This window comes from Haladaptatus paucihalophilus DX253 (assembly GCF_000376445.1).
Taxonomy (GTDB): Archaea; Halobacteriota; Halobacteria; order Halobacteriales; family Haladaptataceae; genus Haladaptatus; species Haladaptatus paucihalophilus.
This window is the reverse complement of record NZ_AQXI01000001.1, coordinates 72964-89225: the sequence shown is the minus strand read 5'-3', so window position 1 is coordinate 89225 and position 16262 is coordinate 72964. Positions and strand designations below refer to the sequence as shown.

Annotated in this window: 18 protein-coding genes; 8 read left to right on the top strand and 10 right to left on the bottom strand. The window is 63.2% G+C overall.

Going from position 1 to position 16262, the window contains the following annotated elements; translation table 11 throughout:
• Positions 1 to 2 precede the first annotated feature (2 nt).
• Positions 3 to 737 carry a PHP-associated domain-containing protein gene (locus tag B208_RS0100515; RefSeq protein WP_026177679.1) on the bottom strand — a complete coding sequence of 245 codons (735 nt, stop codon included), beginning with the start codon at positions 735 to 737 and terminating at the stop codon, positions 3 to 5.
• Positions 738 to 931: 194 nt separating this feature from the next.
• Between B208_RS0100515 and B208_RS0100510 the strand changes: the two genes are divergently transcribed.
• From B208_RS0100510 to B208_RS0100485, 6 genes are all read left to right on the top strand, one after another.
• Positions 932 to 1567 (top strand): HAD family hydrolase, encoded by a 636-nt coding sequence (locus B208_RS0100510; protein ID WP_007978361.1) that lies wholly within the window; start codon positions 932 to 934, stop codon positions 1565 to 1567.
• 49 nt (positions 1568 to 1616) lie between these two features.
• On the top strand, positions 1617 to 1925 hold the full coding sequence (locus B208_RS0100505; protein WP_007978360.1) for a DUF7565 family protein: 309 nt from the start codon (positions 1617 to 1619) through the stop codon (positions 1923 to 1925).
• A gap of 58 nt (positions 1926 to 1983) precedes the next feature.
• A complete protein-coding gene (locus B208_RS0100500) occupies positions 1984 to 3951 on the top strand; it encodes an AMP-binding protein (protein ID WP_007978359.1) in 1968 nt (655 codons plus the stop codon).
• Between the two features lie 100 nt (positions 3952 to 4051).
• Positions 4052 to 4948 carry an FAD:protein FMN transferase gene (locus B208_RS0100495; protein WP_232423680.1) on the top strand — a complete coding sequence of 299 codons (897 nt, stop codon included), beginning with the start codon at positions 4052 to 4054 and terminating at the stop codon, positions 4946 to 4948.
• The gene (locus B208_RS0100490) at positions 4932 to 5267 is read left to right on the top strand and encodes a hypothetical protein (RefSeq protein WP_007978354.1); all 336 of its coding nucleotides are present in this window, start codon (positions 4932 to 4934) and stop codon (positions 5265 to 5267) included. The genes B208_RS0100495 and B208_RS0100490 overlap by 17 nt, the downstream gene beginning before the upstream one ends.
• Complete coding sequence (locus tag B208_RS0100485; RefSeq protein ID WP_007978352.1) at positions 5264 to 5803, top strand: hypothetical protein; 540 nt, start codon at positions 5264 to 5266, stop codon at positions 5801 to 5803. Before B208_RS0100490 ends, B208_RS0100485 begins: the two co-directional genes overlap by 4 nt.
• Here the strand turns inward: B208_RS0100485 and B208_RS0100480 are convergent.
• The 4 genes from B208_RS0100480 to B208_RS0100465 form a co-directional block, all read right to left on the bottom strand.
• Entirely contained in the window at positions 5797 to 6312 is a 516-nt protein-coding gene (locus B208_RS0100480) for a winged helix-turn-helix transcriptional regulator (protein WP_007978350.1), read from the bottom strand. The two genes, B208_RS0100485 and B208_RS0100480, sit on opposite strands and share 7 nt — an antisense overlap.
• Positions 6313 to 6314: 2 nt before the next feature.
• Positions 6315 to 6596 carry a hypothetical protein gene (locus B208_RS0100475; protein WP_007978349.1) on the bottom strand — a complete coding sequence of 94 codons (282 nt, stop codon included), beginning with the start codon at positions 6594 to 6596 and terminating at the stop codon, positions 6315 to 6317.
• Positions 6597 to 6723: 127 nt separating this feature from the next.
• Positions 6724 to 7488 carry an aldo/keto reductase gene (locus tag B208_RS0100470; protein WP_007978347.1) on the bottom strand — a complete coding sequence of 255 codons (765 nt, stop codon included), beginning with the start codon at positions 7486 to 7488 and terminating at the stop codon, positions 6724 to 6726.
• A 76-nt stretch (positions 7489 to 7564) separates the two neighbouring features.
• The gene (locus B208_RS0100465; RefSeq protein WP_007978345.1) at positions 7565 to 8266 is read right to left on the bottom strand and encodes a class I adenylate-forming enzyme family protein; all 702 of its coding nucleotides are present in this window, start codon (positions 8264 to 8266) and stop codon (positions 7565 to 7567) included.
• 281 nt (positions 8267 to 8547) lie between these two features.
• Between B208_RS0100465 and B208_RS0100455 the strand changes: the two genes are divergently transcribed.
• A complete protein-coding gene (locus B208_RS0100455) occupies positions 8548 to 9990 on the top strand; it encodes a short-chain fatty acid transporter (protein WP_026177678.1) in 1443 nt (480 codons plus the stop codon).
• A gap of 347 nt (positions 9991 to 10337) precedes the next feature.
• Here the strand turns inward: B208_RS0100455 and B208_RS0100450 are convergent, their stop codons facing one another.
• The 5 genes from B208_RS0100450 to B208_RS0100430 all read right to left on the bottom strand — a co-directional run bounded on the left by B208_RS0100450 (position 10338) and on the right by B208_RS0100430 (position 15603).
• A complete protein-coding gene (locus B208_RS0100450) occupies positions 10338 to 11003 on the bottom strand; it encodes a cupredoxin domain-containing protein (RefSeq protein WP_007978339.1) in 666 nt (221 codons plus the stop codon).
• A 61-nt stretch (positions 11004 to 11064) separates the two neighbouring features.
• Positions 11065 to 12219, bottom strand: coding sequence for a molecular chaperone DnaJ (gene dnaJ / locus B208_RS0100445; RefSeq protein WP_007978338.1), 1155 nt, complete (start codon positions 12217 to 12219; stop codon positions 11065 to 11067).
• A gap of 161 nt (positions 12220 to 12380) precedes the next feature.
• Positions 12381 to 14285 carry a molecular chaperone DnaK gene (gene dnaK / locus B208_RS0100440; protein ID WP_007978336.1) on the bottom strand — a complete coding sequence of 635 codons (1905 nt, stop codon included), beginning with the start codon at positions 14283 to 14285 and terminating at the stop codon, positions 12381 to 12383.
• Positions 14286 to 14565: 280 nt separating this feature from the next.
• Positions 14566 to 15222 (bottom strand): nucleotide exchange factor GrpE, encoded by a 657-nt coding sequence (locus B208_RS0100435; RefSeq protein WP_007978335.1) that lies wholly within the window; start codon positions 15220 to 15222, stop codon positions 14566 to 14568.
• A 33-nt stretch (positions 15223 to 15255) separates the two neighbouring features.
• Positions 15256 to 15603, bottom strand: a complete 348-nt coding sequence (locus B208_RS0100430; RefSeq protein ID WP_007978334.1) for a DUF7344 domain-containing protein — start codon at positions 15601 to 15603, stop codon at positions 15256 to 15258.
• A 304-nt stretch (positions 15604 to 15907) separates the two neighbouring features.
• Between B208_RS0100430 and B208_RS0100425 the strand changes: the two genes are divergently transcribed.
• Complete coding sequence (locus B208_RS0100425) at positions 15908 to 16249, top strand: hypothetical protein (RefSeq protein WP_007978333.1); 342 nt, start codon at positions 15908 to 15910, stop codon at positions 16247 to 16249.
• The last annotated feature ends 13 nt before the right edge of the window (positions 16250 to 16262 follow it).

Genomic DNA, 16262 nt, shown 5'->3' with positions numbered 1-16262 from the left:
TTTCAGTAAACGCTGATATCGTCGAACTGTCCGTCGTAGGCCTCGTGGTCGGGATGCGTCGGTTCCATTCCCGAGAGGACGAGACGGTCGATTTTCTTCCACGAGTTTTCCCACCCGAGGTGTGCGAACTCCACCCGTCGCCGGAGCTCGTGGCTTCGCCCCGTGCGGTGGACGACGCGCGTCACGTTCCCCGTCCGGAGTTGCTCGACCAACTCGGCTTCCGTTTCGACGGGGGTGTCGAACGCCGTCCACACCTCGCCGATGGTTCCGTGGAGATGGGCGTACGACGACCCGAACGCGGATTTGTCGGTGGTTTCGACGATGGCTTTCGCCCGACGGTTGTGTCGCTCCCAGTGTTTCGGGTTGTACGTCTCGACGGCGTGAATCACGTCGCTGTGGACGCGAATATCGGCCTCCGAGACGCCCACGCTCAAGAACTCGGGGTGAGGTACCAAGACCGCGGCGTTCTGTCGCTCGAACTCCGCCATCGCGCCGGTGAGCGTGATGAAATCCGGAACGGGTTCGTCGAGTCCGACGGCAAGGACGTGTTTTCGGTTCCGCCACGTCCCGGTAAACACCTCGCGTGCGGGCACGACGAGCAGGTCGTCGTCGGAGAATCGCTCCGTCCGCCGACGAATCTCCGGGAGGCGGACGAAGTGCGGCGCGTACACCAAGGCGTCGAGGCCGCGTTGCTTCGCCCGGCGGACAACCTTCTCGTCTAGCACTTTGACGTGCATGTCTACCCTGAACTCGTCGCGGTCGGTCACACTCGTTCGTTTCGCGTGTCGAACGATAGGGGTTCTGGTTTCGAAAGTGCGCGGTTAATCGAACGAACAATCGTGTTCGATACTCGTCGGGTAGTGGGGCCTCACTACCCTTCTACCCACTTCCTCCCAAAAGTACAAACCGTTCCGTTCGATACCGCCACTTGATGGCAACCTGTTATTTCGACCTCGACGGAACGCTGGTACGTCACACGGCGTCGTTCGAGGAGATGTTCGTTGCGGCACGGGAGAGTCTGGGTATCCCCGACCGCGACGGGCTTCACGATAGCTACGTGACGGCGTTTCTCGACTACTTCTCGGCGTGTAACGACGAGCCGTATCGGGCCGCGATGAGCGACATCTGCGCCGAGTTCGACCTCCCGACCGACGGCGAGACGTTCGCGGACGCGCGAATCGAAGCGGAACTCGAACGGACCGAACTCGTTTCCGGCGCGCACGAACTGCTCACGGACCTCGAAACCGACCACACGCTCGGCGTCCTGACGAACGGCGTCGGACGCGTCCAGCGCGAGAAGTTGCGACGCCACGGTCTGTCCGAGTACTTCGATGCCGAAATCATCTCCTGTGAAGTCGGGGTGAACAAACCCGACGCGGAAATCTTCGAACTGGCTCGGCGGGAGTTGCCCGACGATGCACACGCGTTCGTCGCGGACGACCTCGAACGCGACGTTCTCCCGGCGCAGGCAGTCGGATTCACGGGGATCTGGATTTCTGAGACGGACGATCCGCGGGCCGACGCGTCCGTCGAGTCGCTGTCTTCGGTTCGACCCGTTCTCGCCTGACGAGCAAGAAACAGTTATATCATGGGAATTAGAGAATCAACACACGAAGATGAGCGCTTGGGAATGTGACATCGACGGCTGTGGGGAACGGTTCGACAGCGTCGAAGACGCCATCGTCCACCAGACTTCGGAGCACGAACGCCAGGAGTGCAAAGTCTGCGGGGCGGTCGTCCCGGACGGCTACTTCGCCATCCGCCACGCCTTCGACGAGCACTCACGCGCCGAGTACGTGCGTGCGTACGATGCGAATTCGAGCGACGTACGGACGCGCGAGCGAATCCGCGACGAAATCGAGGAGACGGCGGATCTCAAGGGAGTCGTCTCCCGACTCGACCTAACGGGCGGCGAACTGCCCTAAATATGTAATAAACTATTTTGAGGCGCGTGCGCAACGGTTTCCACATGGAGGTCACGACATGGATACACTCGCGGATGTAGACGAAATCGTCCACGAGCCGTCACGGGAGTTCGTGGAATCGACGAACGTCTGGGAGTTCATGCAGGAACACGACATCGATGACTACGAGGAACTCATCGAGCGCACGTGCTCCGAAGTGGACTGGTTCTGGGACGAGATGGTCGACTACCTCGACATCGACTTTTACGAGGACTACGACTCCGTTCGGGACGACAGCGAGGGGCCGCAGTTCTCGGATTGGTACCCGGGCGGGAAAATCAACATCGCCCACAACACACTCGACCGGTACGCACAGGTCGATAGCCCGGAACGGAACCACGTCGCCTGCATCTGGGAGGGCGAACCGAGCGACGTGCGCGAAATCACGTACCACGAGCTATACCGGGAGGCGAACATGGTCGCCAACGCGCTCGAAGAGCGCGGCATCGAGACGGGCGATACGGTGGGCCTGTACATGCCGATGGTTCCCGAAGTCATCTCGATACTCTACGGCATCCTCAAGGTCGGCGCGATAGCCGTCCCCATCTTCTCCGGGTTCGGTACCGACGCCACCGCGACCCGCATCGAGGATTCGGAGTGTTCCGTGTTGTTCACCGGCGATGGGTTCTACCGCCGCGGCAGCGAGGTCGTCCTGAAGGACACGGCCGACGAGGCCATCGAGGAGGCGGGCCACGTCGAACACACCATCGTCTACGACCGACTCGGAAGCGACGACATTCCGTGGGACGACGAACGGGACGAGCGATGGGACGAGGCCGTCCTCGAACAGGACGACGAGTACGAGACGAAGGAACTGGACGCGAGCGCCGAGTCCATGCTCCTCTACTCCTCGGGAACGACGGGCAAACCGAAGGGCATCGTCCACACGCACGCGGGGCAGTTGCTGCAGTGTGCGAAGGAGATTTACTTCGGCTTCGACCACAAGGACGCAGACCGGTTCTTCTGGGTGTCCGACATCGGGTGGATGATGGGACCGTGGACCCTCATCGGCAACCACGCGTTCGGCGGCACGGTCTTCATGTACGAAGGCGCGCCGGACTACCCCGACCCCGACCGCTTCTGGGAGATGATAGACCGCCACGGCCTGACCGTCTTCGGCATCTCGCCGACCGCGATTCGGGCGCTCCGCCAGTACGGTGATGAGTGGTTGGACGACTACGACCTCTCCTCGCTCCGCCTGCTCGGGTCGACCGGCGAACCGTGGGATCCCGAATCGTGGCTCTGGTTCTACGAGAACGTCGGCGGAAGCGAGGCACCGATAATCAACATCTCGGGTGGCACCGAAATCTGTGGCTGCTTCCTCATGCCGATGCCGATACAGTCGCTCAAACCCTGCACGCTCGGCGGACCGGGGCTGGGCATGGACATCGACATCGTGAACGCTAACGGCGAGTCCATCGCCGATACGCACGAACGGGGCTACCTCGTCGCCCGCGACTCCTGTCCGTCGATGACGAAATCACTCTGGTCGGGCGACGAACGCTATCTGAACACCTACTGGTCCACGTTCGACGACATGTGGAACCACGGCGACTGGGCGCAGAAGGACGAGGACGGATTCTGGTTCCTCCACGGCCGCTCCGACGACGCCATCAACGTCGCCGGGCGGAAGGTCGGCCCCGCCGAAGTGGAAGGCGCGCTGATGGACCACGACGCGGTGAACCAGGCCGCAGCGGTCGGCGTCCCTGACGACACGACCGGACAGGCCGTCGTCACCTACGTCATCCTCGAACCCGACGTGGACGCGGGAGACGACCTCCGTGCGGACCTCCGCGAACAGGTCGGCGAGGAACTCGGCAAGCCGTTCCGCCCGCGCGAAATCCTCTTCGTGGACGAGTTCCCGAAAACCCAGTCGGGGAAGATAATTCGCCGGGCCATCGAGGCGGCCTACACGGGCGAGGATTTGGGCGACATGTCGAGTATCGAGAATCCCGATTCGCTCGAAAAATTGGACGAAGCGAACTGAGGTCGCCCGATTCGACGGGTGACCGTTCGATTCGACGATTGGACGAACATTCGATAGATGGACGCGAATCCCTATTGAGTCGCCCTTTGAACTCGGTTGTATGCATCGCCCTCGGATACGTTCCCGATTGGGGGATTCGACACCGAAACACCGACTGTACGCGACGGTTGGCGAAGCCACCGCGTCGTTCGACTGTTGTGATACGACTTTTCGAATACACGCGGATGGCGTCCGAGCGGAGCTGGCATGCGAGCGGGCGAAAGACACCGCGCTCCGCTTGGAACGGCAACTCGACGCGTTCGACGAATCGAGCCAGGTCGCCCGCCTGAATCGGTCGGGGCGCGTCACGAACGCCCACGTCGCACGAATCGTTCGCCGCGGGCTGGCCTACTACGAACGGACTGGCGGCGTCTTCGATATCCATCACGGAACCATCGAACACGAACTGAAGGCGTACATTCGCGGCGACTGTTCCACCGTCTCCGAGACGTTCGACCCGTCGTCGGTCGCGGTCGATGGTGACACCGTGACGACCGACGGACCGCTCGACTGCAACGGTCTCGCCAAGGGATACATCGTGGACCGGGCGCACGCCGAACTCTCGGGGCTGGGCCGCCGGGGATTCGTCGACGGCGGCGGCGACATCGCACGGCCGACCGGACCGGTCGGCATCGAGAGTCCGTACGGCACCGAGACGAATCTCCGCGTGCTCTCGACGCCGTGGAACGTCGCCACGTCGGGCGGCTACCGCCGCAACCGCGACGGGAGAGAGCACATCTACAATCCGAAGGAGGAACGCACCCGGTCGCACAACGACCTCGTGACGGTCGTCGCGCGTCGAGACTGCATGGAAGCCGACGCGCTCGCCACCACGCTCGCCGCGCTCCGACCCGAGGACGCGATTCGACTCGCCGAAGACTGGGACGGGGCGGAGGCGTTGGTCGTCCATCAGGGCGTCTTCCACGAAACGGAGGGATTCGATGAACACGTCCGGTAAACGCCGCCGAACGCTGCTCGCGCTGACCGTCGTCGTGCTCGCGCTCGTCTGTGTGACCGGAGTCATGGCCTACCGGACGGCATACCAAGGAACGGGCAACGACCATTCGCCGCAAGCGACCAATCCACAGCAGTATCAACCGCCCGACGGCGGGCGAGCGGTCTCCGAGAGCCACGAGGACGAGTACGGTGAGCACCACGAGTACGATGAAGACGATGAGGGGGAGTACGGTGGCGGCAGCGGCGGCGGCAACACGAACGCCGCCGGGACCTGTCAGAGCGGCTGTCAGTCCGTCGTGACCACGACGCGCGCCTCATGAACGAAGTCGTCACCCTCGCGCTCTGGTACCTCGACCGCGCGTCGGCGCTGGTGCTCTATCCGGCGCTCTGGCTCACCGTGTTGACGGGCGTGTTCTTCACGGAGCGGCGGTTCGGCGCGATACACTGGCTATCGCTACGGACGCACATCGAACTGGCCGTCTTCGCGGTCGGTATGATGGTCCTGCACGCCGTCGTCGGGACCATCGACGCGTGGTTGGTGGTGGACGGAATCGCCCCCGCGCCGAACTATCCGTTCCCCCTGTTCATCGCGGGCGTCGGCGTCGGCGGCGTCGCCGTCGTGTTGGTCGTCGTGGCCGTGTTGGGGTTTCTCGAACCGCGTCGGTTCGAGCACCCGAAAGCGATTCACGCCCTCGCCTACGGTGGGTTCGCGTTTGCGACCATCCACGCGGTCGCTATCGGGAGCGACATGACGGGACTGCTCGGGCAACTCGTCGCCGCCTCGGTCGGTTTCGTGGGCGTCGCGCTCGTCTCGAAACTGTTCGGCGGAATCCGCGCGGCCCGTCCGACTCAGTAGACGTCCCACAGGTCGAGCACTTTATCGAGGAGACGGTCGCGGAAACTCGCTTGATAGGTCGCATAGAGGCGCATCACCTGGTCCGGGTCCCGAAGCGAGTAGAGCACGGTGCGCCCGTCGCGTTCCTTTTCGACGATTTCCTCCTCGTGGAGTCGAGAGAGGTGCCACGAGACGGTCGAGCGCGACTTGCCGACGCGTTCGCTCAGGGCCGCGGTACTGAGTCGCTCCTCCGACGCGAGAAGAGCGATAATTCGACGCGAGTACGTCCGGCGAAGCGCGTTCATCGTCGATTTGTCCGCCGCTTCGAACGAGTGGGCCGGGTAGTAGCGCGTGAAGTTACCGTCGTCCGACGATTCGACGAGTCCTTCGTCTTCGAGCCATCGGAGATGGTACTGAATCGTCCCCTGTGCGTACTCGTGTCGCCGGAGCAGTTCGCGGAAGTGAATCCCCGGCGTCTCTCGGATTTCGCCGAAGATGACGCGCCGTGATTCGAGTTCGGGCTCGTCCATGTTCAGTCCCGTGCGATTGCCACGAAGAACAACAGGAGACCCAGCAGGACGAACAACGACGAGAGGTGGTCGATGAGCTCCGGCCGTACCGACATCAAGAACGTCTCTTCGAGGACGACCGCGAGCCCTCGGAGGGCGAACAGCACGTACGCAACGGTGACGATAGCCAACCGTCGCTCGCGTTCGCGTCGCCACGTCAGGTAGGTCAACGTCCCTAGCCCCACGCTGAGGAGCAGTATTCCGAGGCTAACGACTAACTCGAGGTCGTGCGGGCGGACGGGCATTGGCTACCGAATTCGATTCCGACTATCGAGAAAAGCGTTCTCGTACAGTCGTCTAACGGTCGCGTTCGGGACGGTATCGTCCGATTCGAATCCCGTTCCGCGACGAAACGTCCGATTACTCCTTCCCCTATTCGAACAGCTTCTTCTCGCTGTCGATAGCGTCGATTCGCGCGACTGCCGCCGCGTCGAGTCGGATGTCCGCGGCCGCGAGGTTCTCGCGCAGATGCACGTCGCTCGCCGAACGAGGAATCGGTATCGCCCCCTTCTCGACGAGCCACGCGAGCGCGATTTGTGCTTCCGTCGCGTCGTGGTCCTCCGCGAGGTCGTTCAGGACGGGGAGGTCGAACACCTCGCCGTGAGCGATCGGCGAGTAGGCGACGAGGTGAGTGTCGTGACGATGCGCGTCCGCGAGGAGTTCGGACTGGTCGTAGAGTGGGTGCATCTCGACCTGATGGGCGAATATCGGCGTGTCGAGCACCTCGCGCGCGACGGCGATTTCCTCGGCGGAGAAGTTGCTCACCCCGACGTGCCGGATTCGCCCGTCATCCCGGAGTTCGTCGAAGGCCGGAAGCGTCTCCTCGGGGTCGTAGTCCTCTATCGGCCGGTGGACGTAGAGGAGGTCGATGGTATCCAAGCCGAGTTCGTCGAGGCTCTCCGCCGTCGTTTCGAGCACGTCGTCGGGTGCGAGACTGTCCGCCCAGACCTTCGTGGCGACGAACAGCTCCGAGCGCGGAACGTCCGCGCGGTCGATGGCCTCGCCGACCGCTTCCTCGTTGTCGTATATCTGTGCGGTGTCGAGGTGGCGATACCCCATCTCGATGGCGGCGGCGATTCGTTCGGGGTCGTCGATTCCCATCGTTCCCAAACCGATGGGCGAAAACTCGTCGGTCATGGCTCCCCGTTTGCGAGCGGGACAGGTAATCGGTGTGGTTGCGGTCGTCGAAGAGAAACCGACGGGCGTCCGGTGGCTACAGGGAAACTTCGCCCGGTGTGAGAACCGACGACTCGGGTGCGGCGGCGTCCGCGACGGCGAAATCGGCGGTCCGGTCGGCGTCGAGGACGATTTCGCCGCCGACGAGGAGCGGCGCGACGATACCGGCGGCGACCGTTCGGGGGTCAGCGAGCGGCGCACGAACCGCGACTGAATCACCCGATTCGATGCCCCAATCCGATGCGACGGCGTTCCCCGCATCGAGGAGGTCGGCGTGGGTGGCATCGCGCTCGCCCGGGAGCGCGAGCGTCTCGGGGGGGAACGGCGTCTCCGGGAACACCGGATTCTCGCTCCACACGTCGGTTTCGAAGTGCGAGACCGTCGGGTCCGGGGCGGGGTCGCCGTACGCGACGTACTGTCCGCCCGGCGGGAGTTCGTAGTCCGCGACCGATTCCGCTGGCGCGAGGAGCACCCGCGCGTCGATTTCCGTCGGCGGGTCGAACCGAACGCTCGCTCCGAGCAGGACCGAACCGAAGAACCCGAGAATGGGCTGTGCGGCGGGCGTCGCGTGGATAGCCACCGTCACACCCTCTCGAACGCCGAGATGTCGAAAGAAATTCCCCGTCTTCCACGCCGTCGTACACAGTCGGTGGTAATCGTATCCTCGTGAGTTCGGGACGGAAAGCGCCGGGTCGTCGCTCCGCCGTTCGCGGGCAACGAGGTCACCCAGAGTGTCCATATCGCTTCTCGTCCGGGGGCGTGCAAAAGCCCCCCGATTCGAATGGTCGATAGAGATATGTTTTTGATGTAACCATATCGCGTATCATGCTGTCAGCACCCGATTCGTTTCACTCCGAAGACGCGTCGGCGACGAGGGTCGGACTCGACTGGCTCTGGTCAAAACTTCGAACGCACGCTCGACGACTCGTCGGCGAATTGGACGACCCGCGGCCGACTATTCACCACTGACGCGTCTGACGAACGTTTATAATCGTTTGCTAGGGATGCACACACGCAATCATGGCAAACGTAATCAGGCGGATGGCAGAAGGCAGTTCACGACTCGTAGAACGGTATCTTCCGGACGCGTTTCTGTTCGCAATCATCCTTTCGTTCGTAGCCTTCGGGTTGGCATTCACGTTCGTCGCTCCACAGGGCGGGACGCTGACACACGCGGAAAACATCCTCGTCGATGGCTGGTACGGCGGCTTTTGGGGACTTCTTTCCTTTGCGATGCAGATGACGCTCATCCTGATGACGGGGTACGCCCTCGCACAGTCGTCCGTCGTCGATAGCTTTCTTTCGCGCGTGGCGTCGATTCCGTCGAGCGAACGAAGCGCGGCCGCGTTGGTTCCGGTCGTCGCCGCCGTGGCGTCGTTCGTCCACTGGGGCCTCGGCCTCGTGGTCGGTGCCATCTTCGCGCGGAAAATCGCGGAGGAGATTCGCACCATCGACTTCCCAATCATCGTCGCCGGAGCGTACTCCGGGTTCATCGTCTGGCACGGCGGTCTCGCCGGGTCGATTCCGCTGGTGCTCAACTCGACGGGCGACGATAACTTCCTGCTCGCCAGCGGCGTGCTGAACTCGACCATTTCGACCGGCCAGACCATCTTCACGGTCGCCAACGTCGCTATCTTCGTCGTCATCGGTCTCGTCTTCCTCCCGCTCCTGTTCCTGCTGATGTACCCCGAGAGCGACGAGAAGAAACACCCCATCGACCCCGCCCAGCTCGACACCGCGACCGACGGCGGCACGGAAGCCGAAGCCGTCGTCGCGCCGTCGGCGACGAGCGACGACCTGACCGTCGCGGAGCGAATCGAACACTCCTCGTTCGTCGCGTACGCCATCGGCCTCTCGGGGTTGCTGGCCGTCGTCGGGTACTTCGGCCGCGGAATCGCCGACGGGACGATGCCGTGGAACAACCTCAACCTGAACATCGTCAACTTCACCTTCCTCTTCCTCGGCATCACCCTCCACGGCACCCCCGCGGCGTACATCGGCGCGATGAAGGAAGGGGTGGAGAACGTCTGGGGAATCATCCTCCAGTTCCCCTTCTACGCGGGTATCATGGGCATCATGGGCTACGCGCCGGAAGGATCGACCAGCCTTGCAACACAAATCGCACAGGGAATGGTCCACCTCTCGCCCGACGGTACGCTCCCCGTCGTCGCGTTCCTCACGGCGGGTATCGTTAACGTCTTCGTCCCCAGCGGCGGCGGCGAGTGGGCCGTCGTCGGCGAAACCCTCGTGAAGGCGGCTCACGCCAGCGGAACGAGCGTCCCCCGCGTCGCCATGGCCGCCGCGTGGGGCGACGCGTGGACGAACATGATACAGCCATTCTGGGCGATTCCGCTCCTCGCCATCAGCGGCCTCTCCGTCCGCGACATCATGGGCTACTGCGTGCTCGTCCTGCTCGGAAGCGGTCTCATCATCAGCGCGGGAGTACTCTTCCTGCCGATGTGAACGAACCTTTTACGACGGTCGAAAGGCAGCGCCCGGCCAAATCGGCCGGGCGCTGGCTGTCTTCTTCACGGCTTCGCCGTGAAGGAACGAGGGAGCTTCGCTCCCTCGCATTCCCTGTAAAAGGTTCATCAAAAGCATTGCACTCCTCCCTCGATTCACGGCTCACTGACGTTCGCCGTTCGCTTTGGTCGTCGTTTAGCCCGGAAAATCGAAGATTTTCCGGTGGTTGAGGTAGCGACTGGCGGTTGTGTCACCAGCAGACATCTGGCGGTTGTGTCACTGGCTGACTTCTGACGGTTGTGTCACCGACAGACTGCACACGACTCGCTTCGCTCGTCGTGTGCGCGTCACTCGCTGCGCCGGAGCAGGTAGCCGAGACCGGCGATGCTTCCGAGCGCGGCCAGCCAGCCGAATCCGGGCAAATCCCCGCCGTCGGTCGTGGAGGTGGTCGTCCCCTCGGACGAGTTCGTCGCCGTTTCCGTCATCTCGGTGGTTGCGGACGGTGTTGACGAAGAAGATGTCGTCCCCGTCGTAGTCGGCGTCGTTCCCGTGGTCGTCGTCCCCGTCGTGGTTCGATTCCCAGCGGTCGTGTTGTTCGCGGTCCGGGTCGTCGTCGGCTGGACGATTTCGAGTTCGCCGCGCATCGTCTCGGAGTCGAACTCCGAGAAGTACGTCTTCATCTTCGGGGTCGCCGTGAATTCGAGGGTCTGATTCTCCCCTCTCGTGTCCACGACCTCCGTCCGTTCGAGGACGTTTCCCTTCCCGTCCCCGATGGCGATGTTGTGCGAGTGGCCGTCCAGGTTCTCCCACGCGATGACGTACTCCTTTCCGGCCTTCATCTGAAGCGTCGGATTCGTCTTGCCTTCGATAGGGGGCGGCGATTGACCCAACCATCCGGATAGCTGTCCACCGAGTTCGAACGTCGCGGCCTGCCCGCGCGCGAGGCCGACGAACGCCGTCGTTCCGAGGAGCGCCTGTACGAACCGCCGACGGGGGAGTTTCGGACCAGTCATTCGAGTGAGTGTGAGTATCTATATATCATCCCAAAACGGCTTAGCTTGTTCGGCTAGCCGCTCAGAAACTGCTCTTGATGCGCTCGAAAAAGCCCTTCTCGACGGTGACCTCTTCACCGCCCGCCTCCGCGAACTCCTTCAGCGCCTCGCGCTGTTCGGCGTTCAGCGAATCTGGCGTGACGACCTGCACCTTGACGAAGAGGTCGCCGTTACCCCGCCGCCGGAGGTGCGGCATTCCCTTGCCGCGGAGACGGAACGTCTCGCCGCTTTGGGTCCCCTCCGGCACGTCCATCTCGACCGAGCCGTCGAGCGTCGGTACCTCGATTTTGTCGCCGAACACGACCTGTGGGAACGAGAGCGCCGTCCGATAGAACAGGTCGGACCCGTCACGCTCGTAGTCGGGGTGCTCGCGCACCGACACCTCGATGAGCAGGTCGCCGTTCGGCCCGCCGTTCTCGCCCGGCGCGCCCTCGCGCTCCATCTGGAGCGTCTGGCCGTCGGCGATACCCGCCGGGACGTCCACCTTCAGCGTCGCCTCGCGCTGGACGATGCCGTCGCCGCCGCACTGGTCACACGTCTCCGAATATTGTTGTCCGTCGCCGTTACAGCGTGGACAGGTCTGTGACTGTTGGACGCGCCCGAACGGCGTCTGCTGGACCTGCGTGACCTGTCCCTGTCCGTTACACTCGGGGCAAGTGTTCACGTCCGCTCCCGGCGGGTGGCCTTCGCCGTCACAGGCGTCACAGCGCTCGGGACGGCGGACCGTAATCTGCTTCGTCACGCCTTCGTAGGCATCTTCGAGGTCGATCTCCATGCTGGTCCGGAGGTTCGACCCCTGGCGCGGGCGGTTCGGGTTGCGGCGGCCGCCGCCACCGCCGAAGAACTCGTTGAAGATGTCGCCCATGCCGCCCATGCCGCCGCCACCGCCGCCGCCGAACGGGTTGCCGCGACCGGCACCGCCGGGGCCGCCGTCGAAGCCGCCGCGTTTCTCGGCCTGTTCGAAGCGGTCGTGACCCATCTGGTCGTAGGCCTGCCGCTTCTCGTCGTCCGAGAGCACTTCCTTCGCCTTTTTCACCTTCTTGAACTTCTCCTCGGCGTCCGGTTCGTCGCTCACGTCCGGGTGATACTCGGCGGCTTTCTTTCGATACGCCTTCTTGATTTCGTCCTCGTCGGCGTCTCGACTTACACCGAGTACGTCGTAGAAGTCCTCGCTCATCAGTTATCGTTTCTAATGTAGGATGGTATTTGAATCGTCCGTCTACCGGTCGGCGCGCCCGAAAACGACGAGCGTCCGGGGGGTCGATGCGCTACCTTCAGTCTTCGTCTTCGTCGTCCACGTTCACCAGAACGCATCGCGTTCTGGTTAGCTGACGACGACTATTCGTCGTCGTCAACGTCTTCGAAGTCGGCGTCAACGTACTCGTCGGCGTCGTCAGCACCGCCCTCGGCACCGGCGCCCGCGCCAGGGTTCGCGCCGCCGCCCATGCCGCCGCCCATTCCACCGGGGCCCGCGGCACCGGCCTGCTGGGCTTGCTCCTGTTGCTGGTACATCTGCTTGCCGATCTCCTGCAGCGACTTGCTCAGGCTCTCGGTCGCGTCTTCGAGGTCCTCCTTCGACGCGTCGTCGTCTTCGAGCGTCTCCTGAACGACGTCGATTTCGTCGCGGATGTCCGATTCGAGGTCGTCGTCGATGTTCTCCTCGTTCTCTTCGAGGAGCGTCTCGGCGCGCTGAACGGCGCCTTCGGCGGCGTTGCGCGCCTCGATGAGTTCGCGGCGCTCCTTGTCCTCTTCGGCGTGCTGTTCCGCCTCTTCCTGCATCTGCTCTATCTCCTCGTCCGAGAGACCGGCACCGCCTTCGATGGTGATCTCCTCGCTGTTGCCGGAGCCGTGGTCCTCGGCGGAGACGTTGACGATGCCGTTCTCGTCGATGTTGAACGACACCTCGATCTGCGGGGTTCCGGCGGGCGCGGGCGGGATGCCCGCGAGGTGGAACTCGCCGAGCAGTTCGTTCTGGTTGGCGATTTCGCGCTCACCCTGGAAGACGCGGACCTGCACCGAAGTCTGGTTGTCCGCCGCGGTGGTGAACACCTTCGACTCCTCGGTCGGGATGGTCGTGTTCTTGTCGATGAGGCGCTCGAACAGGCCACCCTTCACCTCGATACCGAGGGAAAGCGGCGTCACGTCGAGCAACACGATGTCGTCCACGTCGCCGGAGAGGACGCCGCCCTGAATCGCCGCGCCGAGCGCGACGGCTTCGTCGGGGTTGACGTTCTTCTTCGGCTCCTGTCCGGTGAGCTCCTCGACCTTCTCGGATACCTGCGGCATGCGGGTGGACCCACCGACGAGGATAACCTCGTCGATGTCGCTCTTCTCGTAGCCCGCGTCCGACAGGGCCTGCTCGGTCGGTTCGACCGTGCGGTCGATGAGGTCGCTCGTCAGGGACTCGAACTTGGCGCGGGTCAGGCTGTTTTCCAAGTGCACCGGGCCGTTGTCGGTCGCCGTGATGAACGGGAGGTTGATGTCCGTCTCCTTGCGGCTCGACAGTTCGATCTTCGCCTCTTCAGCCGCGTCCTTCAGGCGCTGGAGCGCCTGTCGGTCGTCGCGGAGGTCGATGCCGTGGTTCGACTCGAAGTCGTCGGCGAGGTAGTCGATGATAGCGTGGTCCCAGTCGTCGCCACCGAGGTCGTTGTCCCCGTTCGTGGCGACCACTTCGTAGACGCCGCCGCCGAGGTCGAGGATGGAAACGTCGAACGTCCCGCCACCGAGGTCGTAGACGAGGACGGTCTGGTCCGTGTCGTCGTCCAGCCCGTACGCCATCGACGCCGCCGTCGGTTCGTTGACGATGCGTTCCACGTCGAAGCCGGCGATTTCACCGGCGTCCTTCGTCGCCTGTCGCTGCTTGTCGTTGAAGTACGCGGGAACGGTGATGACCGCCTTGGCGATGTCGTCGCCGAGATACTCCTCGGCGTCTCGCTTGATCTTCTGGAGGATCATCGCCGAAATCTGCTCCGGCGTGTACTCTTCGTCCTCGATTTCGACGGTGTAATCGTCGTCGCCCATGTGCCGCTTGATGGACTGAATCGTCTTCTCCGGGTTCTGAACCGCCTGGTTCTTCGCCGGTTTTCCGACCAGACGCTCACCGTCGTCGGAGAACGCGACGATGGACGGCGTGGTCCGGTCGCCCTCGCCGTTGACGATGATTTCCGGGTCGCCACCCTCCATGACCGCGAACGCGCTGTTCGTGGTACCGAGGTCGATGCCCAGTATCTTGTTGCTCGTCATTGTTGGGGCAACCTACCCGTTTGCGCCGGTTAAAGGTTACTAGATGTCACGAGGGGACGTCGAACTCCACCCCTCCGCCGTCTGTCGGTTTCTTTTTTCATCGTTTCTCCGCTTCGAGGGCTTTATATCGAACCGATATACTATCCGCCGTGCACGGTCCGTCGAGTGGTTCGGCTCCTCGCCATCCCCGCGCCCGACGCTCGCGCTCGCCGTTTCGTTTTCGAATCGCAGTTGATATTCGAATCGCGGTCGATAGCGGGAAAATCGGTGGGGCGGGTCGTTACTCGTCGTCTCCGCTGCCGTCGCTGACGGTGACTTGCGCGGCTTGCAGAACCTTATCGGCCATCTCGTAGCCGGGTTGGTACACGTCGGCGATGGTGTCCTCCGGGTGGTCGCTCTCGACGCGAAGCATCACCTCGTGGCGTTGCGGGTCCACTTCCTCGCCGGACTCCGGGTGGATTTGCGAGACGTTCTCGTCCTCGAACACGCGGTCGAGTTCGCGCAGGGTGAGTTCGACGCCCTCGCGCAAGCTTTCGACGTCCTCGTGTTCGTCTTCGACCGCCCGGCGGAGGTTGTCCCGGACGTCGATGAGTCGTTCGATGAGGTCCTCGGTCGCGCGCTTTTCGAGCTGTTTCTGGCGCTTTTTCGCGCGCTTCTTGTAGTTCTTGAAGTCTGCACGGTTGCGCCGCAGGCGCGCTTCGAGGTCGTCTACCTCCTCGTCGAGTTCCCGGCGCTCCGATTCGAGTGCTACGAGGCGGTCTTCCACGTCGGCGGCGAGGCTCTCGTCCTCGACGGCGACGCGCGCGACGAGGCTCGTGGTTTCCGGTCCGAGAACGTCCTCGTCCGGCGTCTCGTCCCCTGTCGCGTCTCCGTCGGCCGGGGATTCCTCGTCGGCTGGCTCTTCGTCTACCGTTTGGGCGGCCTCCTCCTCGGTCATATGCGTCGTAAGTCCTTGCTCGCGTTTAAGGGTTCAGAAACGGGACGCGAGTTCGATGCGGGCGAGCCAATCGAGGAGGACGTTTGCGAGCGTGGAATACGAGGGGCGGCCGACCAACCCGCTCAGCGGGTCGAACTCGACCAAGCCACGGTATGAGAGCGTCGGTAGTCGCGTCTGTGACAAGTCTTCGAGGACCGTCTCGAACGCGTCGTCGGAAACTGACGCGGTGGTTTCGTTCCGTTCCCACGCCGCGACATCCCTGACGAGGACTTCCAGTTCTATCGGCGCGGTTTCGGCGTGGCAGGCGAGCGAGTAGAGGACGTACCGGTTGCGACGCTCGGGCAGGCTGGCGAGTACCGAACCGACTGTTCCCCGAGACATCGAACTCGCTTTCCGTATCGTGACGGACGAATCTCAACCCTGCCAACCGTTTCCATCGTTCACCCGGTGTAACGGGAACACAGTTCGGTGATGGTCGGAGTTCTCCTCGGTTGCTCGCGGTCACGCGACGGGGTGTGAACCTTTCGCCGACCACGACCCGACGGTAACGACGGCTTCACCGGGATAAGCACTCGTTCGACGCGAGCACCGTGTCTGCTCGCCGAACGGCGGCGGGACCACGCCTCACCAACAGCCTCTTCCACGGGACACAACCCTTTTCGGTCGTGCGACAGAACGGGAGGGTATGGCAGACGAGGAAGCCAACGACAACGGAGACGAGGAAGAAAAGACGTTCCAAGAGCGCGTCGAGGAAATCCGAGAGAAACGCGCGAAAGAGGGCGATGAAGACCGAGACGAGCGCCTGAAGGAGGCGATGGGCGGCGGCGGTCCCGGTGGTATGGGCGGTAACCCGTTCGCACAGATGATGGGCGGCATGATGGGCGGCGGCCCCGGCGGTATGGGTGCCAGTCGTGGAAGCGAGAGCGGAAGCGACGAAGACCTCGTTCGTGAGGTGCGGCAACTTCGGGACGAAGTTCGGGACGCCACGCGACAGCTCCAGCGCATCGCGGACGCGCTCGAAGAGTAATCGTCGTCTACTC

Bases quoted from the DNA above. Each gene is read 5' to 3' on its own strand.
- B208_RS0100465 (WP_007978345.1), bottom strand. From the start codon at position 8,266: ATGGACACTCTGGGTGACCTCGTTGCCCGCGAACGGCGGAGCGACGAC.
- B208_RS0100450 (WP_007978339.1), bottom strand. From the start codon at position 11,003: ATGACTGGTCCGAAACTCCCCCGTCGGCGGTTCGTACAGGCGCTCCTC.
- B208_RS0100425 (WP_007978333.1), top strand. From the start codon at position 15,908: ATGGCAGACGAGGAAGCCAACGACAACGGAGACGAGGAAGAAAAGACG.
- B208_RS0100495 (WP_232423680.1), top strand. From the start codon at position 4,052: ATGCATCGCCCTCGGATACGTTCCCGATTGGGGGATTCGACACCGAAA.
- B208_RS0100430 (WP_007978334.1), bottom strand. From the start codon at position 15,603: ATGTCTCGGGGAACAGTCGGTTCGGTACTCGCCAGCCTGCCCGAGCGT.
- dnaJ (WP_007978338.1), bottom strand. From the start codon at position 12,219: ATGAGCGAGGACTTCTACGACGTACTCGGTGTAAGTCGAGACGCCGAC.
- B208_RS0100485 (WP_007978352.1), top strand. From the start codon at position 5,264: ATGAACGAAGTCGTCACCCTCGCGCTCTGGTACCTCGACCGCGCGTCG.
- B208_RS0100515 (WP_026177679.1), bottom strand. From the start codon at position 737: ATGCACGTCAAAGTGCTAGACGAGAAGGTTGTCCGCCGGGCGAAGCAA.
- B208_RS0100475 (WP_007978349.1), bottom strand. From the start codon at position 6,596: ATGCCCGTCCGCCCGCACGACCTCGAGTTAGTCGTTAGCCTCGGAATA.
- B208_RS0100455 (WP_026177678.1), top strand. From the start codon at position 8,548: ATGGCAAACGTAATCAGGCGGATGGCAGAAGGCAGTTCACGACTCGTA.
- B208_RS0100490 (WP_007978354.1), top strand. From the start codon at position 4,932: ATGAACACGTCCGGTAAACGCCGCCGAACGCTGCTCGCGCTGACCGTC.
- B208_RS0100470 (WP_007978347.1), bottom strand. From the start codon at position 7,488: ATGACCGACGAGTTTTCGCCCATCGGTTTGGGAACGATGGGAATCGAC.
- dnaK (WP_007978336.1), bottom strand. From the start codon at position 14,285: ATGACGAGCAACAAGATACTGGGCATCGACCTCGGTACCACGAACAGC.
- B208_RS0100500 (WP_007978359.1), top strand. From the start codon at position 1,984: ATGGATACACTCGCGGATGTAGACGAAATCGTCCACGAGCCGTCACGG.
- B208_RS0100505 (WP_007978360.1), top strand. From the start codon at position 1,617: ATGAGCGCTTGGGAATGTGACATCGACGGCTGTGGGGAACGGTTCGAC.
- B208_RS0100435 (WP_007978335.1), bottom strand. From the start codon at position 15,222: ATGACCGAGGAGGAGGCCGCCCAAACGGTAGACGAAGAGCCAGCCGAC.
- B208_RS0100510 (WP_007978361.1), top strand. From the start codon at position 932: ATGGCAACCTGTTATTTCGACCTCGACGGAACGCTGGTACGTCACACG.
- B208_RS0100480 (WP_007978350.1), bottom strand. From the start codon at position 6,312: ATGGACGAGCCCGAACTCGAATCACGGCGCGTCATCTTCGGCGAAATC.